General features: G+C 69.8%; 23 protein-coding genes. 6 read left to right on the top strand and 17 right to left on the bottom strand.

Translation table 11 applies throughout. The features are described from left to right. Positions 1 to 379 precede the first annotated feature (379 nt). From MKK58_RS24315 to MKK58_RS24275, 9 genes are all read right to left on the bottom strand, one after another. Positions 380 to 1,264 carry an HpcH/HpaI aldolase/citrate lyase family protein gene (locus MKK58_RS24315; protein ID WP_243915540.1) on the bottom strand — a complete coding sequence of 295 codons (885 nt, stop codon included), beginning with the start codon at positions 1,262 to 1,264 and terminating at the stop codon, positions 380 to 382. A 155-nt stretch (positions 1,265 to 1,419) separates the two neighbouring features. Further along, the gene (locus MKK58_RS24310) at positions 1,420 to 1,758 is read right to left on the bottom strand and encodes a hypothetical protein (RefSeq protein WP_243915539.1); all 339 of its coding nucleotides are present in this window, start codon (positions 1,756 to 1,758) and stop codon (positions 1,420 to 1,422) included. A 63-nt stretch (positions 1,759 to 1,821) separates the two neighbouring features. Beyond that, positions 1,822 to 2,193 (bottom strand): tRNA-binding protein, encoded by a 372-nt coding sequence (locus MKK58_RS24305; RefSeq protein WP_243915538.1) that lies wholly within the window; start codon positions 2,191 to 2,193, stop codon positions 1,822 to 1,824. Positions 2,194 to 2,196: 3 nt separating this feature from the next. Next, a complete protein-coding gene (locus MKK58_RS24300) occupies positions 2,197 to 3,021 on the bottom strand; it encodes an FTR1 family protein (protein WP_243915537.1) in 825 nt (274 codons plus the stop codon). Between the two features lie 53 nt (positions 3,022 to 3,074). Then, entirely contained in the window at positions 3,075 to 4,481 is a 1,407-nt protein-coding gene (locus tag MKK58_RS24295) for a 4Fe-4S binding protein (RefSeq protein WP_243915536.1), read from the bottom strand. A gap of 34 nt (positions 4,482 to 4,515) precedes the next feature. After that, positions 4,516 to 4,860: a cupredoxin domain-containing protein gene (locus tag MKK58_RS24290; RefSeq protein ID WP_243915535.1), complete on the bottom strand. Its 345-nt coding sequence runs from the start codon at positions 4,858 to 4,860 to the stop codon at positions 4,516 to 4,518. Between the two features lie 4 nt (positions 4,861 to 4,864). Then, positions 4,865 to 5,428 (bottom strand): iron transporter, encoded by a 564-nt coding sequence (locus tag MKK58_RS24285; RefSeq protein ID WP_238277016.1) that lies wholly within the window; start codon positions 5,426 to 5,428, stop codon positions 4,865 to 4,867. A 197-nt stretch (positions 5,429 to 5,625) separates the two neighbouring features. Next, a complete protein-coding gene (locus MKK58_RS24280; protein ID WP_243915534.1) occupies positions 5,626 to 6,999 on the bottom strand; it encodes an MATE family efflux transporter in 1,374 nt (457 codons plus the stop codon). A gap of 31 nt (positions 7,000 to 7,030) precedes the next feature. Further along, positions 7,031 to 7,504 carry a gamma-butyrobetaine hydroxylase-like domain-containing protein gene (locus tag MKK58_RS24275; RefSeq protein ID WP_243915533.1) on the bottom strand — a complete coding sequence of 158 codons (474 nt, stop codon included), beginning with the start codon at positions 7,502 to 7,504 and terminating at the stop codon, positions 7,031 to 7,033. A gap of 177 nt (positions 7,505 to 7,681) precedes the next feature. Here MKK58_RS24275 and moaA point away from each other — a divergent pair, with 177 nt between their 5' ends. Together moaA and MKK58_RS24265 are read left to right on the top strand one after the other, a co-directional pair. Continuing rightward, positions 7,682 to 8,719: a GTP 3',8-cyclase MoaA gene (gene moaA, locus MKK58_RS24270; protein ID WP_243915532.1), complete on the top strand. Its 1,038-nt coding sequence runs from the start codon at positions 7,682 to 7,684 to the stop codon at positions 8,717 to 8,719. Between the two features lie 73 nt (positions 8,720 to 8,792). Continuing rightward, a complete protein-coding gene (locus MKK58_RS24265) occupies positions 8,793 to 9,662 on the top strand; it encodes an NAD(P)-dependent oxidoreductase (protein ID WP_409565313.1) in 870 nt (289 codons plus the stop codon). Here MKK58_RS24265 and miaA read toward each other — a convergent pair. Continuing rightward, positions 9,640 to 10,602 carry a tRNA (adenosine(37)-N6)-dimethylallyltransferase MiaA gene (gene miaA, locus MKK58_RS24260; RefSeq protein ID WP_243915530.1) on the bottom strand — a complete coding sequence of 321 codons (963 nt, stop codon included), beginning with the start codon at positions 10,600 to 10,602 and terminating at the stop codon, positions 9,640 to 9,642. The two genes, MKK58_RS24265 and miaA, sit on opposite strands and share 23 nt — an antisense overlap. A 19-nt stretch (positions 10,603 to 10,621) precedes the next feature. On the opposite strand from miaA, the gene serB reads away from it, so the two are divergent. After that, positions 10,622 to 11,518 carry a phosphoserine phosphatase SerB gene (serB, locus tag MKK58_RS24255; RefSeq protein ID WP_243915529.1) on the top strand — a complete coding sequence of 299 codons (897 nt, stop codon included), beginning with the start codon at positions 10,622 to 10,624 and terminating at the stop codon, positions 11,516 to 11,518. Positions 11,519 to 11,829: 311 nt separating this feature from the next. Here the strand turns inward: serB and MKK58_RS24250 are convergent, their stop codons facing one another. The 6 genes from MKK58_RS24250 to MKK58_RS24225 form a co-directional block, all read right to left on the bottom strand. After that, positions 11,830 to 13,368, bottom strand: a complete 1,539-nt coding sequence (locus MKK58_RS24250; protein WP_243915528.1) for a DegQ family serine endoprotease — start codon at positions 13,366 to 13,368, stop codon at positions 11,830 to 11,832. A gap of 125 nt (positions 13,369 to 13,493) precedes the next feature. Beyond that, positions 13,494 to 14,462 (bottom strand): protease modulator HflC, encoded by a 969-nt coding sequence (gene hflC / locus MKK58_RS24245; protein ID WP_243915527.1) that lies wholly within the window; start codon positions 14,460 to 14,462, stop codon positions 13,494 to 13,496. Then, on the bottom strand, positions 14,459 to 15,625 hold the full coding sequence (hflK, locus tag MKK58_RS24240; RefSeq protein ID WP_243915526.1) for an FtsH protease activity modulator HflK: 1,167 nt from the start codon (positions 15,623 to 15,625) through the stop codon (positions 14,459 to 14,461). The genes hflC and hflK overlap by 4 nt, the downstream gene beginning before the upstream one ends. A 255-nt stretch (positions 15,626 to 15,880) precedes the next feature. Further along, entirely contained in the window at positions 15,881 to 16,378 is a 498-nt protein-coding gene (locus tag MKK58_RS24235) for a dihydrofolate reductase (protein ID WP_243915525.1), read from the bottom strand. Further along, positions 16,378 to 17,172, bottom strand: coding sequence for a thymidylate synthase (locus MKK58_RS24230; RefSeq protein WP_243915524.1), 795 nt, complete (start codon positions 17,170 to 17,172; stop codon positions 16,378 to 16,380). Before MKK58_RS24230 ends, MKK58_RS24235 begins: the two co-directional genes overlap by 1 nt. Before the next feature lie 90 nt (positions 17,173 to 17,262). After that, the gene (locus tag MKK58_RS24225; RefSeq protein WP_243915523.1) at positions 17,263 to 18,054 is read right to left on the bottom strand and encodes a CPBP family intramembrane glutamic endopeptidase; all 792 of its coding nucleotides are present in this window, start codon (positions 18,052 to 18,054) and stop codon (positions 17,263 to 17,265) included. A gap of 462 nt (positions 18,055 to 18,516) precedes the next feature. On the opposite strand from MKK58_RS24225, the gene MKK58_RS24220 reads away from it, so the two are divergent. Further along, the gene (locus MKK58_RS24220; RefSeq protein ID WP_243915522.1) at positions 18,517 to 19,191 is read left to right on the top strand and encodes an SspB family protein; all 675 of its coding nucleotides are present in this window, start codon (positions 18,517 to 18,519) and stop codon (positions 19,189 to 19,191) included. Positions 19,192 to 19,231: 40 nt separating this feature from the next. Here MKK58_RS24220 and MKK58_RS24215 read toward each other — a convergent pair whose 3' ends face one another. Next, complete coding sequence (locus tag MKK58_RS24215; protein WP_243915521.1) at positions 19,232 to 20,647, bottom strand: cytochrome P450; 1,416 nt, start codon at positions 20,645 to 20,647, stop codon at positions 19,232 to 19,234. 141 nt (positions 20,648 to 20,788) lie between these two features. Between MKK58_RS24215 and fumC the strand changes: the two genes are divergently transcribed. Beyond that, complete coding sequence (gene fumC, locus MKK58_RS24210) at positions 20,789 to 22,201, top strand: class II fumarate hydratase (protein WP_243915520.1); 1,413 nt, start codon at positions 20,789 to 20,791, stop codon at positions 22,199 to 22,201. 14 nt (positions 22,202 to 22,215) lie between these two features. Beyond that, positions 22,216 to 22,407 carry a DUF4169 family protein gene (locus tag MKK58_RS24205; protein ID WP_243915519.1) on the top strand — a complete coding sequence of 64 codons (192 nt, stop codon included), beginning with the start codon at positions 22,216 to 22,218 and terminating at the stop codon, positions 22,405 to 22,407. Positions 22,408 to 22,642: the final 235 nt, after the last annotated feature.

The raw sequence follows: 22,642 nt of genomic DNA, 5'->3' as shown, positions 1-22,642 counted from the left end.
GCAAGCGGCCTCGGCCACCTGCATCCCCTCGACAACGACCGTTACGGGGCGCGGCCCTGGACGAGCGCCCGACAGGTGCTCAGCAGCGAAGGCTGATGCGAGGTGTCATACGGTTTTCAGTTGATTGCTTCGGTCAGTCTGTGCGCGACGCGTTCCCTCTCCTGAAAGGAGAGGGTTGGGGTGAGGTGTGTGACCTTTCCGGAGAGGTCACACACCTCACCCTGTCCCTCTCCCGAAGGAGAGGGGACCCGCGGCAGAGCCCGAACGATTCAGCCGGAAACCGTATCATTCCGGGGCGCAGCAAAGTCGGATTGCCCGAGCTTCCCGGAGCAGGAGCAGGGCCGCCTCGGGTATCTGCGTGCGATCGACGGCTTTGGCGTCAATACCCCTTGGCGGCGATCGCCTCGCGCCAGTTCACCGCCCGGCGGGCCATGCCGATGTGCTGGCGCTCGTACATCCGGCCCTCGATCTTGATCGCGCCGCGCTTGGCGTTCTCCTCCCGGTCGAAGGCCTCGATGACGAGGCGCGCGCGACGGACTTCCTCGTCGGAGGGGGCAAAACAGGTGTTGGCCGGCTCGAGCTGGTTGGGGTGGATCAGCGTCTTTCCGTCGAAGCCGAGGTCGCGGGCCTGCTGGCACTCGGCCCGGCACCCGGCCACGTCCTCGATGTCGTTCCAGACGCCGTCGAGGATGGTGAGGCCCTCGGCGCGGGCGGCCGCGAGGGTGAACATCATCCAGGGCAGCATCGGCACGCGGCCGGGGACGAGCTGCGCCCAGGTGTCCTTGGCCAGATCGTTGGTGCCCAGCACGAAGCAGGTCAGGCGGGTGCGCCGGTCGCGCCGCGCCTTGGCGATCTCCTGGATGTTCAGGATCGCGGCCGGGGTCTCGATCATCGCCCAGACGGCGATGCTCTCGGGGGCGTCGAGGGCTTCGAGGTGGTTGGCGATGCTCTCCAGCACGGCCGGCGAGGACACCTTCGGCATCAGGATCGCGTCGGGCCGCGCCTCGATCGCAGCCTTCAGGTCGGCCTCGCCCCAGGGCGTCTGGGGGGCGTTGACGCGGATGATGATCTCGCGCTCGCCGTAGCCGCCGCCCTTCACGGCGGCGCAGACCTGCTCGCGGGCGATCTCCTTGGCGTCGGGCGCCACCGCATCCTCAAGGTCGAGGATCAGGGAATCCGCCGCCAGGGTCTTGGCCTTGTCGAGCGCCCTCTGGTTCGAACCGGGCATATAGAGCACGCTGCGGCGCAGGCGGAGGTCGGACATCGGATCTTCCCGTGATTTGCGCTGAAGCTTAGTGCAACATGCCGGGAGAGGCACCCCGACGCCGCCGGATTGGCGTGGCATTCCAGCGATTTTGTTGCACCGCACTGTCGCGGGCGGCACGATGACCGCACGAGACCTTCGCGGACCGCTCCGCCTCAGTGGCGCAGCGGTGCGGTGACGCTGAAGGTCACGGTGTAGTCCGGGTCCTCGATCACAGCATCCGTCTCGGTGAGCTGGTAATGGCCGGGCGAGGCGGGCTCGATCGCCTCGAGGACGGGGGCCACGATATAGGGCTCGCCGGTATCGCTGCGCAGGATCGTGATGCCGATCTCGGCGTCGACGGCGGCCACGGGGCCGAACACCTGCTCGCGCCGTACCAGGGTGCCGTCGTGCTGCAGGTAGGTGATGCCGACGAGGAGCGTGGCGCCGATCAGCTGGTCGGCGAAGTCCTGGTCCCAGGCGAGGCCGGGCTCTTCGTTCTCGGGCGCAGTCATGGGATCTCGGACGGCATTACGGCCGCAGACATGGCGAAGTTTCGCTGCGCCCGCAACCGTACCTCAGAACAGGCGGCTGCCGTCCGGCACCGCCTGGTCGGGGCGGAACAGCACCACGGCGCCGTTCGCGTCGGCGAAGCCGAGGGTCAGCACCTCGGACAGGAACTTGCCGATCTGGCGCGGCGGGAAATTCACGACGGCGGCCACCTGCCTGCCGGGCAGGTCTTCGGCCCGGTAGTGTTCGGTGATCTGCGCGCTGGAGCGCTTGGTGCCGATGGACGGCCCGAAATCGATGACGAGCTTCAGGGCGGGCTTGCGCGCCTCCGGGAAAGGCTCCGCCGACACGACCGTGCCGATCCGGATGTCCACGGCCAGGAAGGCGTCGAAGTCGATGGCCGGAGCGGCCGGCGCGTCGGGGACGTGGCTGACGTGCATGGCTCAGGCCGTGCGGAGCTGGCGGCGCTTGGCCGAGGACGAGACCTGCATCAGCGCGACCATGACCAGGATGGTGCCGAGATAGACCAGCACCTGCATGCCGCTCGGCCGGTCGGTGTAGCCGACGAGGGCGTGGAGGACGCGGCCGACGAGGCTGTCCTCGCGCAGGATCGCGGAGGTGTTCCAGAGCGGCCGGTCGAGCACGGTGATCAGGCCCGCATTGGTCAGGAACTGCGCGGCCTGGGCGGCGAGCCCCGCCGCCAGCAGGACGATGAGCCCGCTCGTCACCGAGAAGACGTAGCGGGTCGGGATCGCCGCGAGGCCGAAATAGCTCACCGAGGAGGTGGCCGCGCCAACGGCGACGCCCGCGAGCGCGCCGAACTGGATGTCCGGCCCGGAGGTGCCGGAGGCGACGAGTCCGTAGAGGAACAGCACGAGTTCGGCGCCCTCGCGCAGGATCGCGGCGCCCACGACGAGGGCGAGGCCGGCGGCCGTGCTCTGGCCGGTGCGCACCGCCTCGCCGGCGGCCCGCAATTCGCCCGCGAGCTCGCGCCCGTGCTTGGCCATCCAGGTGTTGTGCCAGATCAGCATCAGCACGGCGACGATCAGCACGCCGGCGTTGAGGATCTCCTGGCCCGCCCCCTCGAAGGCGTCGGAGATCCTCTCCGCGAACAGTGCCACCAGGGCGGCGCCCGCGAGGCCGCCGAGGACGCCGAGGCCGATCCAGCGGCCGCGCCCGGCGATGCCGCGGGTGGCGGCGAGCACGATGCCGATGATGAGGCCCGCCTCGATGACCTCGCGGAAGGCGATGACGAAGGCTCCGATCATGCGGAGGATTCCTTTTTCACGTTCGCGGGCGCGGCCGGGGTTCGCGGCGCGCCCTACCAGATCCAGAACAGCAGCACCCAGCCGGAGACCGAGAGGGCGCAGGCGGCGGCGATGCCCAGCGTCGCGCCGGCGCGGCGCAGGCCCCCGGCCGAGAGCCCGGCCACCGACCAGGCGAGCCAGACGCTCCACAGGCTTGTGCCGAGGAGCAGCGCGGCCCGCATCTCCGAGACGTAGGGGATGAGGATGCCGTCGCCGCGCAGGAAGGTGACGGTCAACGCCGAGAGGCCGAGGAAGACGCCACAGCCCGCCACCGGGATCAGTGTCTGGGTGAGGTGGTGGAAGCGCGCCCGCGACCAGCCGAGGGACAGGGTCGCCAGGGCCACGAGCCCCGAGAGCGAGAGACCGAGGACGATCGCGGCGGTCGCGATGTAGCCCAGCAGCAGCCCGCCATCGAGGAGACTGAGCACGTCGTTGTGCTCGGGGTAGTTCGTCAGGATGTACCAGGGCAGCGTGGTCTCGAGGGGCCAGGTCGTGCCGCGCTCGATCAACCAAGTCGCCAGCGCCTGCTTCACGTCGATGAACCAGGGGCTCGACGACCACTGGAAGGCGCCGACGGCCAGACCCATCATGCCGAACAGGATCAGCATGGTCTGGTCGAGGCTGGGCTCGCCGCCGGCGACGTGGACGATCTCGTGGGTGGGCGAGCGCCGGGCGAGGCGCACGGCGCCGCGATAGCCCGAGCAGCGCCCGCACATGTGGCAGGCGCCCGCGCCGTTCATCGTCTTGACCGGAACCAGCGGGGCGCAGTTGAAGCTGTCTCCGCGAGGTTTGGGCGAAGCCGCCCAGGCGGCGTGATCGACCTGGAAGCTCACCGGCGCGAGCTTGGCGAGCACCGCGAAGACGCCGTTGACGGGGCAGAGGTAGCGGCACCAGACCCGCTTGTTGCGGCCGTAGAGCAGCCCAACCAGGATCGCCGCCACGGTGGAGCCGCCGAGCACCGCGAGCACCGGCTTCGGGTAGCCGTAGACGCTGACCATCTGGCCGTAGACCGTGGTGCCGGCGAAGGCCACGAAGGGCCAGCCGCCCCAGGTGATCCAGCGCGGCACGGCGCGGCCGAGGCTCCAGCGGCTGGCGAACTCGGTGAGCGCGCCCTCGGGGCAGAGGATGCCGCACCAGGCCCGGCCCACCACCACCATGCTGACCAGCACGAAGGGCCACCAGATCCCCCAGAAGGCGAACTGGGCGAAGACGGTCAGGTTGTTCCACAGGTGCGCGCTGCGGTCGGGCAGCGGCAGGAAGGCCGGGACCGCGACCAGCACGAGGTAGACGGCGACCACGCCCCACTGGATGGAGCGGATCGTGCCGCCATGGCGCTGCATCCACTGCCCCAGACCCGCGAGCTTCGCGTCGATCCAGGCATCGCGGGCATCACGCGGTGTGACGGACGTCGAGACTGCCATTCCGGTTGGGTTCGCCAGAGTTATCGAGGCCGCTTCACTTCGCCACCAGGGTGGCCTTGGAATTGGGGTGGAAGTCGTCGAACACGTCGTAGGTGCCCGGATCGACGGTGCGGAAGACGATGGAGGAGGTCGCCCCCGCGGCAAGCGCCTTCTCGCGCTTCAGCTCCACGCTCTCGAACTCCACCGGGCTGGTGCCCGTATTGGTGATCTCGAGCTTGAAGCGGGTGTTGGCCGGCACTTCAATGACGTTCGGGGTGATGGTCCCGTCCTTCATCTCGACCTTGATGACCGGCAGTTCCTGGGCGCGGGCGGGCGCCCCGATGGCGGCGAGGCCGGCTGCCAGGGCGGCGGCGGGCAGGAGGCGGCGGAGAACGGCCATGGGCTCAGTAGGCCCCCTTCTTGCCGATGCCCGCGAAAGTGAAGTCCTGGATCACGTCGAAGGGCTTGAACCACTCGGCGACGCCGGTCTCCTTGTCGACGTGGCGGCCGAAATGCCCGTGCGCCCCGGGGGGCGCGACCGTGATCTTCAGGCGGTAGCGCCCGGGGCCGGAGAGCTTGACGTTGTCGCCGTAATGCGGCCCGTCATTGGCGACCATCGGCATCAGCCCGCCGCTGACCTTCGGCCCGGTGGCGGCTTCGCCCTCGAGCTTGGTGATCTCGAAGCTCACCGAGAGAGCCGGCACCCAGTCGCCCTCGGCGAAGCCGTTGCGGTTCTCCTTGGTGGCCCGGATGTCGGCCTCCAGGTGGATGTCGGACGCGGCTGCCGCGCGCATCATGTCCGGCGGGTCCATCTCGATCGGCTGCAGGTAGACCGCGGCGATCTCCAGCCCGTTCTGGATGGTCGGCGGCCCGATCGGCGTCTCCTTGGCCTGGGCCGCGCTCCCGAGGGAGACGGCGCCGGTCAGCAGGAGGGCCAGGGCGAGGGAGGAGCGGAGATTCTTGCGCATCGTGGCTAGCGCGTAGACCAGACGATTACACAAGCAAAGAGGCTTTTTCGTCACGTTTCTGAATAAGAACAATTCCAAACTGGGGATCTACCTGCGCTGACAAGTAGATCCGCGCTATTGTCCGGGGCTTTGCCTTGGCGGCTGCGGGAAAACGCCCGGCCGCGTGGTGCCGATACGCTTCGAGGTCTGGTTACCGCTTAAGCCGGCGTGTACGCGCCGGTCCGCTTATCCAGAGGGATTTCGCCCGCCGGGGTGAAGGTTCGGCGCGTCAGCCCGGGATAGGCCAGGGCCTGACTGATCCCGCGGCCGGCCAGCAAAATCAGGAACGAGAGCCACAGGCCCCCGTTGCCGAGGCCCGCCGCGTGGGCGGCCAGGAGGGCGACGCCGTAGAGCGCGGTCGCGACGAGCATCAGGTTGCGCATCGCCCGCGTCCAGGTCGCACCGATGTAGATGCCGTCGAAGGCGAACGGCACGGCCGCCATCAGCGGCGCGAGCGCCGCCGGCAGCAGGTAGAGCCGGGCCATGGCGCGCACCTCCGGGCTCGTCGTCACCGCGTCGATGAAGGCGTTGCCGGCGAGGAGGAACCCGCCCGCGATGGCACCGCCGAAGGCGAGGCACCAGAGCAGGCTCAAGCGCGCCGCGCGCCGGAAGCGGGCCTCGTCCCGGGCGCCCACCGCCTGCCCGCACAGGGTCTCGGCGGCGGTGGCGAAGCCGTCGAGGAAGAACCCGCCGATCATGAAGAGATTCCACAGGACGGCGTTGGCCGCCAGCACCACATCGCCGGAGCGGGCGCCGAGCGCCGAGAACAGGGTGATGCAGCCGACCAGCAGCAGGGTCCGGATCATGACGTCGGCGTTCACGCTGAGCATCCGGGCGAGCGCCAGGGGATCGCGCACCACCCGGAAGGGCACCGCGAAGGGCCGCGAGCCGAGCCGCGCCAGGAGCGCGAGCCCGAGCACCGCGCCGGCCGCCTCGGCGATCAGGGTCGCGAGCCCGGCGCCGGCGACGCTCATGTCCGCCCAGAGGACGAACATCAGGGTGAGGACGATGTTGGTGAGGTTGATGGCGACCTGCAGGATCAGCCCGAGGTCGGTCCGCCCGCGCCCCAGCACGGAGCCGAGGATGGCGTAGTTCGCCAGGGTAAAGGGCGCGGCGAAGATGCGGATGTGGAAGTAAGCCGCCAGCGCGGCGATCACGGCGGGGCTCGCGCCGCTGAGCGTGAAGGCGGCCCGGCCGATCGGGCCCTGCAGCACCACGATCACCAGCCCCACGAGGAGCGCCGCCGCCAGGGCGCGGGCCAGCGTCCGGTCGACTTCCGCCGCGTCGCGCGCACCCACCGCCTGCGCGGTGAGCCCGGCGGTGGCCATGCGCAGCGACCCGAACGACCAGAAGATCGCGTCGAAGATCACGGCGCCCAGGGCCATCGCCCCGAGGAGCGCGGCATCGCCGAGCCGGCCGATCACGGTGGCGCCGACGAAGCCGAGGAGCGGCGTGGTCACGTTGGCGAGCGTCATCGGCAGGGCGAGCGCAAGGACGCGCCGGCTCGTAGCCGGGCTGGTCGAAGGCATCATGCGGCGGCCTTTCGGGCGGCGGTCGATTCGGTCAGTGGCAGCCGCAGCCGCTGCCACAGCTGCCGCCGCCCTCGCTCGGCGCAGGAGCCGGCTTCGCGGCCCGGCGTACGGGATCGCGGCTCAGGCCCCGCTCCTCCAATTCGGACAGGTAGGTTGCCCAGCGGTTCCGGTACTCGCGCCCGAGGTCGTAGAGGTAGCCCCAGCCGTATAGGCCGGTATCGTGCATGTCGTCGAAGGTCAGCTTCACCGCGTAGTTGCCGATGGGCTCGACCTTGAGAATCGCGACATCGCGCTTCGCCCCGATCACCTTGCGCTCGGAGGGCGAGTGGCCCTGCACCTCGGCGGAGGGGCTCGACACCCGGAGATATTCCGCCGGCAGGGCGAAGCGGCCGCCATCCTCGAAGGCGACGTTGAGCGTGCGCTTGTCGCCCGAGAGACGGATCTCGGTCGGCCAGCGCTCGGGGGCGGCCGGAGCGGCGTGCGGATCGACAGCCTGTTGCGTCATGGTGACTTCCTTCCGGCCGCGTCGGCCGTGTGGATCGCATGAGACCTGCCTTGCATGGCCCATGCGACCGACGCAAACTTGCCCGCGACCGCCCAAGACCTCATATGACGTGTCATGTTAGGTTCGTCACGCGACCGCGCCAACGTTTCCGCACCCCAACAGAGCACAGAAATCCGCATGTGGGGTCCCCGCGCCACCGACGATGCCGCTCCGGTGGCTCCCGCGCCGCTGATCGACCCATTCCAGCGGGCGATCACGTACCTACGCATCTCCGTGACCGATCGCTGCGACCTGCGTTGCGTCTACTGCATGTCCGACGACATGCAGTTCCTGCCCAAGCGCGACCTGCTGTCCTTGGAAGAGTTCGACCGGCTCTGCGCCGTCTTCATCCAGCGCGGCGTGAAGAAGCTGCGCATCACCGGCGGCGAGCCGCTGGTGCGCCGCGACATCATGCACCTTTTCCGGCGCCTGTCCCGGCACCTCGACACGGGGGCGCTGGAAGAGCTGACGATGACGACCAACGGCACGCAGCTCGGCCGCTTCGCGCCCGAGCTCGCCGAACTCGGCGTGCGCCGCGTCAACGTCTCCCTCGACACCCTCGACCCGGACAAGTTCCGCGCCGTGACCCGCCGGGGCGACCTTAAGGTGGTGCTCGACGGCATCGAGACTGCGCGCAGGGCCGGAATCAAGGTCAAGATCAACGCCGTGGCGCTCAAGGGCGTCAACGAGGACGAGATCGCCGACATGATCGCCTGGGCCCACGGCGACGGCATGGACATGACGCTGATCGAGGTCATGCCGCTCGGCGAGATCGAGGGCGACCGCACCGACCAGTTCCTGCCCCTCTCGGTCGCCCGCGCCCGGCTCGAGCAGCGCTACACCATGACCCCCCTGCCCGACCGCACGGGTGGCCCGGCGCGCTACGTGCGCATCGCCGAGACCGGCGGGCGCCTCGGCTTCATCACGCCGCTGACGCATAATTTCTGCGAGAGCTGCAACCGGGTCCGTCTCACCTGCACCGGCAAGCTCTACATGTGTCTCGGCCAGGAGGACGCCGCGGATCTCCGCGCCGCCCTGCGCGCCTCTCCCGACGACGCCCTCGTGACCCAGGCGGTGATCGACGCCATCGCGCGCAAGCCCAAGGGCCACGACTTCGTCATCGAGCGCGCCCGCCCCGCCGCCGTGCCGCGCCACATGAGCGTCACCGGCGGATAAAACTCCGCGAACGTTTGACCCTCGCCAGTATCGCTCCTAGACCCCGCTCGTATTCAAGATACGAGCGGAGATGATGATGGCGAAGGTCGCGTTTCTGGGCCTCGGCGTAATGGGCGGCCCGATGGCCCGCCACCTCGCCGCCAAGGGCCACGAGGTCACGGTCTACAACCGCACCGCCGCCAAGGCGGAGGCCTGGGTCGCCGCGCATGGCGGCGCCTCCGCCGCGACCCCGCGCGAGGCCGCGAAGGGTCAGGCCATCGTCTTCGCTTGCGTCGGCAACGACGAGGATCTCCGCAGCGTCACCCTGGGCGCGGACGGCGCCTTCGCGGGCATGGAGCCCGGCGCGATCTTCGTCGACCACACCACCGCCTCGGCCGAGGTTGCCCGCGAACTCGCCGACGCCGCCCGGGCCGCCGGCCTCGGCTTCATCGACGCCCCCGTCTCGGGTGGACAGGCCGGCGCCGAGAACGCAGCGCTCACCGTGATGTGCGGCGGCGAGGCCGAGACCTACGCGAAGGTCGAGCCCGCCATCCTGTGCTTTGCCCGCGCCAGCCGCCTGATGGGCCCGGCCGGCTCCGGCCAGCTCACCAAGATGGTCAACCAGATCGCCATCGCGGGCCTCGTCCAGGGCCTCGCCGAGGCGGTGCACTTCGCCAAGCGCGCGAACCTCGACGTCGAGGCCGTGCTGGAGGTGATCTCCAAGGGGGCCGCCGGTTCCTGGCAGATGGAGAACCGCGGCAAGACCATGAACGCGGCCAAGTTCGACTTCGGCTTCGCGGTGGACTGGATGCGCAAGGACCTCGGCATCCTGCTGGCCGAGGCCCGGCGCAACGGCGCCCAGTTGCCCGTCACCGCCCTCGTCGACCAGTTCTACGCCGACGTGCAGGGCATGGGCGGCAGCCGCTGGGATACTTCGTCCCTCATCGCCCGACTGGAGAAGTAAGCGCCGCCTGAGCCCGCCCGAGGGCCTCCTCGGGCGGCGTCCAGAGCCAGTCCGGCCCCATCTGGTGCCGGAACCAGGTGAACTGGCGCTTGGCGTAGCGCCGGGTGTCGCCCTGCCCGCGCCGGATCGCTTCCGCCCGGGAGAGCGTTCCGTCGAGGTGGGCGATCAGGCCCGGCACGCCGTGGGCGCGCATGATCGGCAGCAGCGGGTCGAGGCGCCGGTCGCGCAGGGCCTCGACCTCGCCGAGCGCCCCTTGCGCGATCATCGCCTCGAAGCGCGCGTCGATGGCCCGGCGCAGGGTCTCGCGCTCGGGCGCCAGGAACAGCTTGAGGAGCGGCAGGCCCGCGAGCGGCCCCGGCAAGCGCGCGCCGTGGAAATCCGCGATCGGCCGGCCGGTCGCCGCGAACACCTCGAGGGCGCGCATCACCCGCGCCCGGTCGCTGGGGCGTAGGGTCTCCGCTCCGACCGGGTCGATCGCGCGCAGTTCGGCGTAGAGATCCTCCGTCGCCCGTCCTTCGGCCCGCGCCCGCAGGGCCGAGCGGACCTCGTCCGGCACCGGCGGCAGTTCGGACAGGCCCTCCTCCAGCGCCCGGAAGTACAGGCCGGTGCCGCCGACGAAGATCGGCAGTTGCCCCGCATCGCGCAAGCGCGCGATCAGCGGCGCGGCCTCGCGGGCGAAGTGCCCGGCCGAGTAGTTCACCGCGCCGTCGACATGGCCGTAGAGGCGGTGGGGCGCCTGGCCCTCCTCCGCCACGCTCGGCCGGGCGGAGAGCCGGCGCAGATCGGCATAGACCTGCATGGAGTCGGTGTTGATCACCACCCCGCCGAGGTCGCGCGCCAGCGCGAGCGCAAGCCCCGACTTGCCCGAGGCGGTCGGCCCTGCGATGAGGATCGCCGCCGGCAGGGTGGGCGCTTGGGTGCGTTGCGTGACCGGCGGCACTGGCGTGGAAAGCTCCCGGATGACCCTCGTCGCGATCCTGATAGCAAACGAGAGCCGCCCCGCCATCACCGATGCGGTCCTGGCCGAGACCCGCGCGGTGATGCGCACGGAGCACCAGCCCCGCATCCTGCACGGGGAGGTGGCTGCAGAGGTGCTGGTGCCGGGCGCCGAGGCGGATGCGCCAGCCCTCGCCCGCCGCCTGCGCGCGGCTTTGGCGTCCGAGCCGATCGACGTCGCGGTGCTGAGCGCCGGTCCGCACCGGCGCAAGCGTCTGTTCCTGGCCGATATGGACTCGACCATGATCGAGCAGGAATGCATCGACGAACTCGCCGACACGATCGGCCTGAAGGACCACGTCGCCGCCATCACCGAGCGGGCCATGCGGGGCGAGATCGCCTTCGGCCCGGCCCTGCGCGAGCGGGTCGCCCTCCTGCGCGACGTGCCCGTGGACAAGATCGACGCGCTCATCGCCGAGCGCATCACCCTGACGCCGGGCGGGCGCACCCTGGTGCAGACCATGAAGGCGCACGGCACCCATACCTGCCTGATCTCGGGGGGCTTCACCCTGTTCACCGGGCCGGTCTCGGCCCTGATCGGCTTCGACGAGGCCCATGCCACCACGCTCGGGGTCCGTGACGGCCACCTCACCGGGGAGGTCATCGATCCGATCGTCGACCGGGAGACCAAGCGCGCGACCCTGATCGCCCTGCGCAGCCGCTTCGGTCTCGACGCCACTGACACCCTGGCGGTGGGCGACGGTGCCAACGACCTCGACATGCTCGGCGAAGCCGGCCTCGGCGTCGCCTTTCGGGCCAAGCCGAAGGTGGCGGCGGCCGCACAGGTTCGGATCGACCACGGCGACCTGACGGCCCTGCTCTACCTGCAGGGCTATGCCTCGGCCGAATTCGTGGGCTGAGCGGCGCTTCGCCACCCGAGTAGGACGGTCGCGCCGGATCGCATCTGCATTCCCTCGCCCCGCTTGCGGGGAGAGGACCGCGACGACCACGTCGTCGGCGCGGCAAGGCGGCAGCCGGGGGTGAGGGGGCGACGCCGGAGGAGGCTTGTCCGTGGAAGCCCCCTCACCCTCGCTTCGCTTGTTCCAGGCACGACAAGGTGCCTGGAACCCTCTCCCCGCAAGCGGGGAGAGGGGAATGTGCCCCCACCAGCCAAAACAAAACCGCCGCCCTCTAGGGCGGCGGGTTGGTATTCACACGAACATATCGAAGATCAGTCGATCCCGAGGGCCACGAAACGGACATCGCCCGAGGCGCTGGCGACCAACAGCAACACCGATTTACGCCCGTCCTTCTTGAGCTGGTCGATGCGCTTGCTGACGTCGGCCGGGGCGCTCACCGCCTCCTGCCCGACCTCGACGATGACCTCGCCGGGCTTGATCTGCTTGTCGGCCGCCGTGGAGTTGGGGTCGACGCGGGTGACCAGGACGCCCTTGAGGCCGTCCTTGAGGCTGTAGCGCTTGCGCGCCTCGTCTGTGATCCCCGAGAGGTTGAGGCCCAAAACCTGGCGCACCGCGCTCTCCGGCTCGGGCTGCTTGACGCTGGCCAGCGTCGGCTTCTCGGTGTCCTCCAGCCGGCCGAGGGTGACGGACTTCGTGGTCTCGGCGCCCTTGCGGATCACCAGCACGTCCACGGTCTTGCCGACCGGAGTCGAGGCGACGATGCGCGGCAGGTCGCTGGACGACTTCACCGCCGTGCCGTTGAACTTGACGATGACGTCGCCGATCTCGAGGCCAGCGGCCTTGGCCGGGCCCTTCTCGTCGACGCCGGCGACGAGCGCGCCCTTGACCCCGTCCTTCATGTCGAGGGCTTCGGCCGTGGTCTCGTCGACGTTCTGGATGCGCACGCCGAGCCAGCCGCGGCGGACCTCGCCGAACTCGCGCAGCTGGTCGATGACCTGGGACGCGTTGTTCGACGGGACCGCGAAGCCGATGCCGACCGAGCCGCCGGTGGGCGACAGGATCGCCGTGTTGATGCCGATGACCTCGCCGTTCATGTTGAAGAGCGGGCCGCCGGAATTGCCCTTGTTGATGGCCGCATCCGTCTGGATGTAGTTGTCGTAGGGGCCGGACTCGATATTGCGGCCCCGCGCCGAGACGATGCCGGCCGAGACCGAGCCGCCGAGGCCGAAGGGATTGCCGATGGCGATGACCCAGTCGCCCGGCCGCATCTTCTCGGAATCACCGAACGGGACGGCCTTCAGCGGCTTGCCCGCCTCGGGCTTTACCCGCAGCACTGCGAGGTCGATCTTGGCATCCTTGCCGATGATCTCGGCTTTCAGCTTGGTGCCGTTGTGCAGGATGACCTGGATGTCGTTGGCGTCGCCGATGACGTGGTTGTTCGTCACCACGATGCCGGAGGCGTCGATGATGAAGCCGGAGCCGAGGGAGTTGGATTTCCGCGGCGAACGCGGACGCTCGGCTTCGCTGCGGTCACCACCGCCACCGCGCTGGCCGCGTTTGTTGAAGAACTCCTCGAAGAGGTCCTCGAACGGCGTGCCGGGCGGCAATTGCGGTCCCGAGCGCGTGTTGGGGCGGGCCTCGACGGTGGTCGAAGCCGAGATGTTCACCACCGCGTCCGTGACCTGATCGGCGAGATCGGCGAGCGATTCCGGTCCCTTGGCGTAGGCTGCCGACGGCAGGCCGGTCACGGCGACGGAGGTGGCCAGGGTGACGGCCGCGAGGGCGGAGCACAGGCTGTGACGGAGCGCTCGGGAACGTGGCGCCCGGACGGCGCTCGCAACGGGAACCATGTTCGACCTCTCCTGGTGCAACGATGCCCTTAGATCGTCCGCATGCCGCGCCGATCAAGAGTCCGGCGGCGAACCAGGGTCCGCCGCCGGTGCGTCATGGGGCCCGTTCCGGCGGGCGCCGATCGTCAGCGGGCGCTGTCGGTCGATCCGGTAGTGCCGGGCTCGGCCGGGCTGCGTGCAGGGGCACGGGCGGCCGGGGTACCGGGCTGGCGGCCCTGAGGATCGCTGAAGTACCGGAAGAAGTCCGACGAGGGGCTGATCACGAGCCGCGTATCGGAGCCCTTCAGGCCGGTCTCGTAGGCCTGCATAGAGCGGTAGAAGCTGAAGAAATCCGCGTCCTTGCCGTAGGCTTCCGCCAGGATGCGGTTCTTGTCGGCGTCGCCTTGGCCGCGCAGGGTCTCGGCGGTCTGGGTCGCTTCCGAAATCAGCACCGTCACGTCGCGATCGGCCTTCGCCCGGATCGTCACCGCGGCCTGCTCGCCGTTGGCACGGATATCGGCCGCCTCGCGCTGACGCTCAGTCTTCATGCGGTTGTAGACCGCCGTGCTGTTCTGCGCCGGCAGGTCGACGCGGGTCATGCGCAGGTCGACGATCTCGACGCCGAGCTCCTTCGCCTGCCGGTTCACGTCGGCCTGGATCTGGTTCATCAGCTCGGCGCGCTGGGTCCGCACGATGGCGTCGCGGGTCGAACGGGCGAGCAGGTTGCGCAGGGCCGAGTTGGTGAAGCTCGCCAGCAGGGTGTTGGCGCGGGCGACGTTGTTGGCCGACTGGTAGAAGCGCAGCGGATCGGTGATCCGGTAGCGCGCGAAGGCGTCGACCTCGAGGTTCTGGCGGTCGGTCGTCAGCAGGGTCTGAACCGGCAGGTCGAGGTCGAGCACCCGCTTGTCGAACAGCACGACGTTCTCGAAGAACGGGATCTTGAAGTACAGGCCGGGTTTGTCGGTGCCGGTCTGGTTCAGCACGGCGCGGACGCCGCCGAAGCGGAGCACCAGGGCCTGCTGCATCTGCCCGACGGTGAAGACCGAGGCGTAGAGGCCGACGACCACGGCGGCGGCCGCGATCATGAGGCCGGTGCGGAGGGTTTGGTTGTTCATCGGGCGGCTCCACCGGCTGCGTTGCGGGCGCCGAATTCGGCCAGCGGCAGCACCGGCAGCACGCCGGCGGCGCTTGCGCCTGCACCCGTGCCGGACCCGTTCTGATCGATGATCACCTTGTTGACCGAGCCCAGGACCCGCTCCATCGTTTCGAGGAAGATGCGCTCGCGGCTGATGACCGGCGCGATCTTGTAGGAATCGTAGACCTGGGTGAAGCGGGCGGCCTGACCGGTCGCCTCGGCGGTGGCCTGCGTCTTGAAGGCCTCGGCGGACTGAACGATCTGCTGCGCCCGGCCGCGGGCCTGCGGAACCACGCTGCTCTCATAGGTGCGGGCGTCGTTCTTGGCGCGCTCGGCATCCTGCTGAGCGGCGTTCACGTCGAAGAAGGACGGACGTACCTCCGGCGGCGGCTGCACGCTGACGAGCTGCACGAGCTCGATGCGCACGCCGGCCCCGTACTCGTCGAGCGCCTTCTGGGTGATCTCGCGGACCTCCTGGGCGACGCTCGACTGCTCGTTGGTCAGGATCGGCTGGATGTTGCGGCGTCCCACGACCTCGCGCATCGCGCTCTCGGCGATGGCCTTGATGGTCCCTTCGGGGTTCTCGAGGTTGAAGACGAAGTCGGACGCCTTCAGGGGATTGATGCGCCACTGCACCTCGAAGTCGAGGTCGACGATGTTCTCGTCGCCCGTGAGCATCAGGCTCTCCTCGGGCTTGTCGGCGTTGCGGTTCTGGGAGCCGAGACCCGCGCGATAGCCGATCTGGACGCTGTTGACCTGGCCGACATTGGGCTTCGTCACGGCGCCGATGGGCGCGGGGAAGTTGTAGTTCAGGCCCTGGCCGGTGGTGCTGGTGTAGCGCCCGAAGATCGTCTCGATGCCGACCTGCTGCGGTGCCACGGTGTAGAAACCGGTGAGAAGCCATCCGGCGACCACGAGGCCGCCCGCGATGAGGATGCCGCGACCGCCGCCCATCGAGCCGCCCGGGATCACGCCACGGAGACGGTCCTGGCTGCGCCGGAGCAGATCCTCCAGATCGGGCGGCGTCTTGCCGCCGCCACCACCGCCGCCGCCCCAGGGGCCACCGCCATTGCCGCCGCCGCCTCGGCCCCAGGGCCCTCCCCCGTTGCCGCTACCGCCGCCGCTCTGATTGCTCCAAGGCATGCTCGCCGATCTCTCCTGTTCCCGCAGCGTCTTCGCCGCACACGAAGCCCACCCGCGCCGCCCGGTCCCACCCCTCGAGGGGGCGAGCCGGATCTCTCATGCGCGGACAAGAGTCTCGATCCCGTCGCGACCGGACCCTCGCACCTGTGTGGGCGCGCGCAATCCTGTCAAGATTGCCACTTGGGCATCGGCAGACTGAAAGACAACCGTACGGGAACCCATTGCGCAATGGGTCGCGCCCGATGGTTTACGGCTTCAGTCCCGCCGTTCGAGGTCGACAAAGCTGAAGGCGCAGGCATCGTGCTCGCCGGGCGGATGCGCTTCGCGATGCGTCTCGCGGTAGCGGGCCCGGTCAAACGGCGGGAACGCCGTGTCCCCCTCCGGCGCGAGGTCGACCTCGGTGAGGTGCAGGCGCTCGGCCTGCGGCAGGGCCAGCGCATAGATCTCGCCCCCGCCGGCCACCATGAGTTCCTCGGCGCCCTCGGCGGCGGCGAGCGCCCCCGCCCAGTCATGCACCACGGCGACGCCGGACACCGCGAAGGCGGGGTCGCGGGTCAGCACGATGGTGCGCCGCCCCGGCAGGGGCCGCCCGATCGACTGGAAGGTCTTGCGCCCCATCAGCAGGGGCTTGCCCATGGTCAGGGCCTTGAACCGGCGCAGATCGCTGCGCAGGCGCCAGATCAGATCGTTGTCGCGGCCGATGACGCCATTGCGGGCGATCGCTGCGATGATCGTAATGCGGGGGGCCGGCATCAGACGGCCACCGGGGCGCGGATCGCCGGATGGGGGGCGTAGCCTTCCACCGCGATGTCCGCGAAGCGGAAGTCGAACAACGAGGTCACACCGGGGTCGAGCAGTAGGCGCGGCAGCGGCCGCTGCTCGCGTGTCAACTGAAGCCGAGCCTGGTCGAGATGGTTCACGTAGAGGTGGGCGTCGCCCAGGGTGTGGACGAAGTCGCCGGGCTTCAGCCCGGTCACCTGCGCCATCATCGCGGTGAGGAGGGCGTAGCTCGCGATGTTGAAGGGGACGCCGAGGAAGACGTCCGCCGAGCGCTGGTAGAGTTGGCAGGAGAGCCGCCCCTCGGCCACGTAGAACTGGAACAGGCAGTGGCAGGGGGCCAGGGCCATCCGGTCGAGGTCGGCCGGGTTCCAGGCCGAGACGATCAGGCGCCGGGAATCCGGGTTGCGGCGAATCTCGTCCAGCACCCATGCGATCTGGTCGACGCTGCCGCCGTCCGGCTTGGCCCAGGAGCGCCACTGCTGTCCGTAGACGGGACCGAGATCGCCGTTCACATCGGCCCACTCGTCCCAGATGGTGACGCCGTTCGCCTGGAGCGCGCGCACGTTGGTGTCGCCGGTGAGGAACCACAGCAGTTCGTGAATGATCGAGCGCAGGTGCAGCTGCTTCGTGGTGACGAGGGGAAAGCCCTCCGCCAGGTCGAAGCGCATCTGGTGCCCGAAGACCGAGAGCGTGCCGGTGCCGGTGCGGTCGTCCTTGCGGATTCCCTCCCGCAGAATGCGTTCGAGAAGCTGGTGATAGGCGTGCATCGCGGCTCCCGGGCGGAAGCCCTGGCATAGCGCGGCGGGCGCGAGGTGGCGAGGCCACGCGCAATGGGCTTCAACACGTTCGTACGGTCCTCAGCCGTCTGCGGGCCAGAGCACGTAGGCGATCATCGCGAGGTTGCTCCAGGCATGAAGCAGGATTCCGGGCCAGAGCCGTCCGCTGCGCCAGCGCACCCAGCCGAGCACCAGGGCGAGCGGGATCAGCGAGAGCGGCCGGGCGATCCCGGCCGGCGTCAGGTGCGCGGCCGCGAAGAGCAGGCCGGTGGCCGCGATCGCCGCGCCGGGCGGCAGGAAGCGGCGCGCCCGGTCGTAGAGGGCGCCGCGCACGAGCAGCTCCTCCGCGATGGGCGCCAGGATCAGCACGTAGGCGAGCCAGAGGGCGGCCGCTCCCGTGGTGAGCCCCGGTGCCAGGGCGGTGTGCCGCCGGATCGGCATCTGCAGGAGCTCGGCGGTGCCGGTCACCCAGGTGATGTGGATGAGGGGCCAGACCAGCAGGAGGAGCGCGAGGCGGTGCGGCGCGAGCCCGGGCGCAGGCGCCGCTCCGGGGGCGGGGCGCGCCAGCGCGAGGGCGCGACGCCAGTCCGGCCCCGCGCGCCAGCGAACCGCCGCGACAACCAGGATCGCCAGCAGGGCCTGGCGGATCACGTCGATGGCGAGTTCCCGCATGGCGAGCTGGCGCGGTTGCAGGCGCGGCCGGGCCGTCGTCCAGCTTCCCAAGCCGTCGAGCCAATCGGCGCCGACGCGAACGATGACGAGGGCGAGGAGGCTCGCGAGGGCCAGAGCCAGGAAGCCCCAGAAGGCGAGGCCCGCCAGACCGGCCGCCAGCCGAAAGGCAGACCGCAGTGCCGCGCCTCGCGGTGACGGCACGGGCCGAGGCGCATCGCGCGAAGGCGCCACCTCGGCAGGCACCGCCGCACTATCATCGGGCTTCAAATAAGCGGCCCCTCCCTGTATGTTCGCACCGTTGGCCGGTGACCCCGGTAAGGGTCCGGGCTCGGGTCGCGCTCCCGTGCCGTGGCCCCGCCCCGAGACCAGGACGGTATCCGGCGGCGGCGCTCCGAACCACGGGCTTTTGGACGCAAGGCCCCGAGGCTCGACAGGCTCGGCGTTTTGACGGAAGCTCCGGACGTGCCATCGGGTGGCGGGCCAGCGATTCCGGCTTGAATCCGGGACGATGGGCGCGCAAGGCAAGTCCTGCGGGCTCGGGGCCTGCGCACGGCATAGTTCTGGGAGCGCCGGATCACGGTCGCCTCCAGTGGATTTTCATCCGACCCGGGGCGCCATCACGGCGCGCGACGGCGGGCAGGGACCGGGCATAAGCGACCGCAGATGGCAGACGATCTGATCCGCTACGATCTCTTGGTGCAGGATGCTCTGCGCGGCGTCGTGCGCAAGGTGCTGACCGACGCGGCCCGGGAGGGCTTGGCGGGCGAGCATCACTTCTACGTCTCGTTCCGCACGGAGGCGCCGGGCGTGCGCATGTCGCAGCGCCTGCGCGAAAAGTACCCGCAGGACATGACGATCGTCCTCCAGCATCAGTTCTGGGATCTCGGCGTCACCGAGCACACCTTCGAGGTCGGGCTGTCCTTCTCCGGCGTGCCGGAGCGCCTGCTGGTGCCGTTCGACGCGCTCACCGGCTTCTTCGACCCCTCGGTCCAGTTCGGCCTGAAATTCGACCTGAGCGAGGGCACGGAGGACGCCTCTACCGATGAGGCGGAGGAGGACGGCGCGACGGCGGGTAAGACCGCACCGCGGGGTGCCGCGTCCGAGCCGACCGAGATGAAGCCGAAGGGAACGGGTCTCGCGACCATCGGAACTCCGTCGGTGCCAAAGCTGATCCCCGGCACGTCCGCCACGGCCCCGGCCGCGAAGTCCGAGACCAAGTCCGAGGCGAAGGCCGGGGACGGCATGGAATCCAAGCCGCCGCCAACGAAGAAGCCGGAGGACGGTCAGGAGAGCGGCGCCGAGGTCGTCAGCCTGGACGCGTTCCGCAAGAAGAGCTGACGCGGCACGATCTGACCGCTTCCATCCTCAGCGTTGCTCGTCAGCGGTCGAGGCCGTTGGCTTCGCCGCGCGGCCTCACCGTCATGCGAAGCCCGTGCTCGGGCCGCAGCGTCACCCGGTGCAGCGGCATGACCGGGGCGTGGTCCTCGGCCAGGGTGAAGCGGGCGGCGCGGGTGATGTGCGCGAGCACCACCACCGCCTCCTGAAGCGAGAAGCTCTGGCCGATGCAGACGCGGGGGCCGGCTCCGAACGGCAGGTAGGCGAAGCGCGGGATATCGGCCCTGGCCTCGGGCAGGAAGCGCTCGGGCATGAAAGCCTCGGGCTCCCGCCAGAGCGTCTTGTGGCGGTGCAGCACGTAGGGCGCCACCATCACCAGCGAACCCTTCGGGATCTTGATGCGGCCGATTCGGTCGTCCGCGTTGGCCTGCCGGCTCATGAAGGGCACCGGCGGGAAGAGCCGCATGGTCTCTTCCATCACGGCCTTCGTGAAGGGCAGCGCGTCGGCGTCGAAATCCACGCCCGGCGGAACGGCATCGACCTCCGCCTCCACTCGGGCACGGGCTGCCGGGTCCTGCGACAGGCAGTAGAGCGCCCAGGTGAGCGCGTTGGCGGTGGTCTCGTGGCCGGCGGCGATGAAGGTGACGATGTTGGCCTTCACCTCGAGATCGGTGAGGCCCTGTCCCGTTTCCGGGTCCTGTGCCTTCAGGAGCAGGGTAAGGAGGTCGCTCGGGGCGGCGTCGCGTTCGATCAGGGTGCGGCGGCGCGCAATGAGTTCGTCCACCACTTCGGCGAAGAACCGGAGCGCGGGGCGCGCCCGCAGGCGGCCGATGCGCGGGATGAAGCCCGGCAGGCCGAACACGTCGAGGGGGTCGATCGGCCCGACCGATTCGAGGAAGCGCGTGATGGCGCGCCCCAGCGCGTCGGGATCGCTGGCGAGCCCTTGCGTGAAGATCGTCCGTTCCAACACGTCGAGGGTGACGCGGGTCATCTCCAGGGCGACGTCGATGCTGGCCCCCTCGCGGCGTGCCAGCCGGCGCGCCATGCGGCTCCCGGCGGCGTTCATGGCTACGTTGAAGCCGAGCACGTGCCGGGCCGAGAAGATCGGCGCGAGCGTCCGGCGCTGCAGCTTCCACTCGTCGCCCTCGGCGGTGAGCAGGCCGTTCCCGAGTCCCGGGGCGAGGACGCGCCGCTGCAGGTCGTCCTTGCGGTAGTTGGCGGCATTCTCGACGTAGAGGTAGCGGATCAGGGTGGGGTCGCTGACCACGGTGACGCGGCCGAGGGCCCCCTCGGCGGCGACCACCGGCTTCTCGAAATGCACGTCGAGCCAGGTCGTGAGCGGATTGGCGCGCGCCGCCCTCAGGAACCCGAACAGCCCCGGCTGCTCGCGCAGGGGCTTCGGGACCTCCGGCCGGAAGCGCACGGGCGCGGCGGGTTCGACGAGGGCGGCACGCGACATCAAGGACAACTCCGGGCCCGGTGAGGGCTGATAAGTCATGACAATTCAGCGCCGGGCACACGGCCCGCTGAGGATGCGCCATCGCGGTTTGACTGCGTGCGGTTTAAGTAGGGTCCGCTTTAGCCAGACGAAGAGGCCACGATGTCGCCCACCGAGACGCCCGCCACCCGCACCGAGTCCGACACCTTCGGCCCGATCGAGGTTCCGGCGCATCGCTACTGGGGCGCGCAGACGCAGCGCTCGATCCAGAACTTCAAGATCGGCACGGAGCGGATGCCGGCGCCCCTCGTCCACGCCCTCGGCATGGTCAAGCAGGCCGCCGCCCTGGTGAACCAGGACCTCGGCGCCCTCGACCCGAAGGTGGCCCAGGCCGTCGCGGCTTCCGCCGCCGAGGTGGTCTCCGGCGAGCACGACCAGGAATTCCCCCTGGTGGTCTGGCAGACCGGCTCCGGCACCCAGTCGAACATGAATGCCAACGAGGTGATCGCGAGTCTGGCCAACGAACTGCTGGGGGGCAAGCGCGGCGGCAAGTCGCCGGTCCACCCCAACGACCACGTCAACCGCGGCCAGTCCTCCAACGACGTGTTCCCGACCGCGATGCACATCGCGGTCTCGCGCGAGATCAACGATCGGCTGCTGCCGGCCCTGAAGCACCTGCACGACGCGCTTCAGGCCAAGTCCGAGTCCTTCGCCTCCATCGTCAAGATCGGTCGTACCCACCTGCAGGACGCGACCCCGGTCTCGCTCGGCCAGGAATTCTCCGGCTACGTGGCGCAGGTGGCGCTCGGCACCGAGCGCGTGAAGGCGACGCTGCCGGGCGTGCTGGCGCTCGCCCAGGGCGGCACGGCGGTCGGCACCGGCCTCAACGCCCATCCAGAGTTTGCCGAGAAATTCGCCGCCAAGGTCGCGGAGCTGACGGGCCTGCCCTTCACCTCGGCCGCCAACAAGTTCGAGGCGCTGGCGACCCACGACGCCCTGGTGTTCACGCAAGGCGCGCTGACTGCCCTCGCCTCGGGCCTGTTCAAGATCGCCCAGGACATCCGCTTCCTCGGCTCGGGCCCGCGCTCGGGCCTCGGCGAGCTCTCCCTGCCGGAGAACGAGCCCGGCTCTTCGATCATGCCCGGTAAGGTCAACCCGACCCAGTGCGAGGCCCTCACGATGGTCTGCGCCCAGGTGATCGGCAACGGCACCACCGTGAGCCTCGCCGGCAGCCAGGGCAATTTCGAGCTGAACGTGTTCAAGCCCGTCATCGCCAACGCGGTGCTGCAGTCGATCCGCCTGATCGCAGATTCGGCCGTGAGCTTCACCGACAACTGCGTCGTCGGCATCAAGGCCAACGAGGACAAGATCGCCGACCTGATGAGCCGCTCGCTCATGCTGGTGACCGCCCTCGCCCCCTCGATCGGCTACGACAAGGCCGCCGAGATCGCCAAGACCGCGCACAAGAACGGCACTACTCTCAAGGAGGAGGCCCTGCGCCTCGGCTACGTCACGGCCGAGGAGTTCGAGCGCGTGGTGCGTCCCGAGACGATGCTGGCGCCCAGCGCCGAGTGATGGAGGCGACCGGCATGGCGGAGATCATTAACCTGCGCCAGGCCCGCAAGGACCGGGCGCGGGTGGAGAAGGAGCGACAGGCCGCGGACAACCGCATCGCCTTCGGCCGCCCGAAGAAGGCCAAGACCCTGGCCGAGGCCAAGAAGGCGATCGAGGTTTCGCGCCACGAGGGCCACAAGCTGGTGGGGCCGGATTCGGAGGGGTGATAGGGGACGGCACTTCGCGCGTGGCCCGGTAGCCCGACGCCGTTTCGAGATTAGGCTTGCCCGCTCCCCGAAGGGATCACCCAAGCGTCGCGTCGACGAGAAGCCCGCGCGCAGCACTACGTCATCCCGGGGCCGCGCAGCGGAACCCGGGATCCAGACCCGCCGGTGGTGCCGAAGGTGACGCCGTCAGCGGCTCTGGTTTCCGGGCTCGCCTGCGGCGCCCCGGAATGACGGC

The sequence above is a fragment of the Methylobacterium sp. J-078 genome (assembly GCF_022829285.1).
Taxonomy (GTDB): Bacteria; Pseudomonadota; Alphaproteobacteria; order Rhizobiales; family Beijerinckiaceae; genus Methylobacterium.
The sequence above is the reverse complement of the archived record's forward strand: the minus strand, read 5'-3'. Positions and strand labels throughout refer to the sequence as shown.

Coding starts and splice junctions, on each gene's coding strand:
- MKK58_RS24315 (WP_243915540.1), bottom strand. CDS start 1,264: ATGTCCGACCTCCGCCTGCGCCGCAGCGTGCTCTATATGCCCGGTTCG.
- MKK58_RS24310 (WP_243915539.1), bottom strand. CDS start 1,758: ATGACTGCGCCCGAGAACGAAGAGCCCGGCCTCGCCTGGGACCAGGAC.
- MKK58_RS24305 (WP_243915538.1), bottom strand. CDS start 2,193: ATGCACGTCAGCCACGTCCCCGACGCGCCGGCCGCTCCGGCCATCGAC.
- MKK58_RS24300 (WP_243915537.1), bottom strand. CDS start 3,021: ATGATCGGAGCCTTCGTCATCGCCTTCCGCGAGGTCATCGAGGCGGGC.
- MKK58_RS24295 (WP_243915536.1), bottom strand. CDS start 4,481: ATGGCAGTCTCGACGTCCGTCACACCGCGTGATGCCCGCGATGCCTGG.
- MKK58_RS24290 (WP_243915535.1), bottom strand. CDS start 4,860: ATGGCCGTTCTCCGCCGCCTCCTGCCCGCCGCCGCCCTGGCAGCCGGC.
- MKK58_RS24285 (WP_238277016.1), bottom strand. CDS start 5,428: ATGCGCAAGAATCTCCGCTCCTCCCTCGCCCTGGCCCTCCTGCTGACC.
- MKK58_RS24280 (WP_243915534.1), bottom strand. CDS start 6,999: ATGATGCCTTCGACCAGCCCGGCTACGAGCCGGCGCGTCCTTGCGCTC.
- MKK58_RS24275 (WP_243915533.1), bottom strand. CDS start 7,504: ATGACGCAACAGGCTGTCGATCCGCACGCCGCTCCGGCCGCCCCCGAG.
- moaA (WP_243915532.1), top strand. CDS start 7,682: ATGTGGGGTCCCCGCGCCACCGACGATGCCGCTCCGGTGGCTCCCGCG.
- MKK58_RS24265 (WP_409565313.1), top strand. CDS start 8,793: ATGATGGCGAAGGTCGCGTTTCTGGGCCTCGGCGTAATGGGCGGCCCG.
- serB (WP_243915529.1), top strand. CDS start 10,622: ATGACCCTCGTCGCGATCCTGATAGCAAACGAGAGCCGCCCCGCCATC.
- MKK58_RS24250 (WP_243915528.1), bottom strand. CDS start 13,368: ATGGTTCCCGTTGCGAGCGCCGTCCGGGCGCCACGTTCCCGAGCGCTC.
- hflC (WP_243915527.1), bottom strand. CDS start 14,462: ATGAACAACCAAACCCTCCGCACCGGCCTCATGATCGCGGCCGCCGCC.
- hflK (WP_243915526.1), bottom strand. CDS start 15,625: ATGCCTTGGAGCAATCAGAGCGGCGGCGGTAGCGGCAACGGGGGAGGG.
- MKK58_RS24235 (WP_243915525.1), bottom strand. CDS start 16,378: ATGCCGGCCCCCCGCATTACGATCATCGCAGCGATCGCCCGCAATGGC.
- MKK58_RS24230 (WP_243915524.1), bottom strand. CDS start 17,172: ATGCACGCCTATCACCAGCTTCTCGAACGCATTCTGCGGGAGGGAATC.
- MKK58_RS24220 (WP_243915522.1), top strand. CDS start 18,517: ATGGCAGACGATCTGATCCGCTACGATCTCTTGGTGCAGGATGCTCTG.
- MKK58_RS24215 (WP_243915521.1), bottom strand. CDS start 20,647: ATGTCGCGTGCCGCCCTCGTCGAACCCGCCGCGCCCGTGCGCTTCCGG.
- fumC (WP_243915520.1), top strand. CDS start 20,789: ATGTCGCCCACCGAGACGCCCGCCACCCGCACCGAGTCCGACACCTTC.
- MKK58_RS24205 (WP_243915519.1), top strand. CDS start 22,216: ATGGCGGAGATCATTAACCTGCGCCAGGCCCGCAAGGACCGGGCGCGG.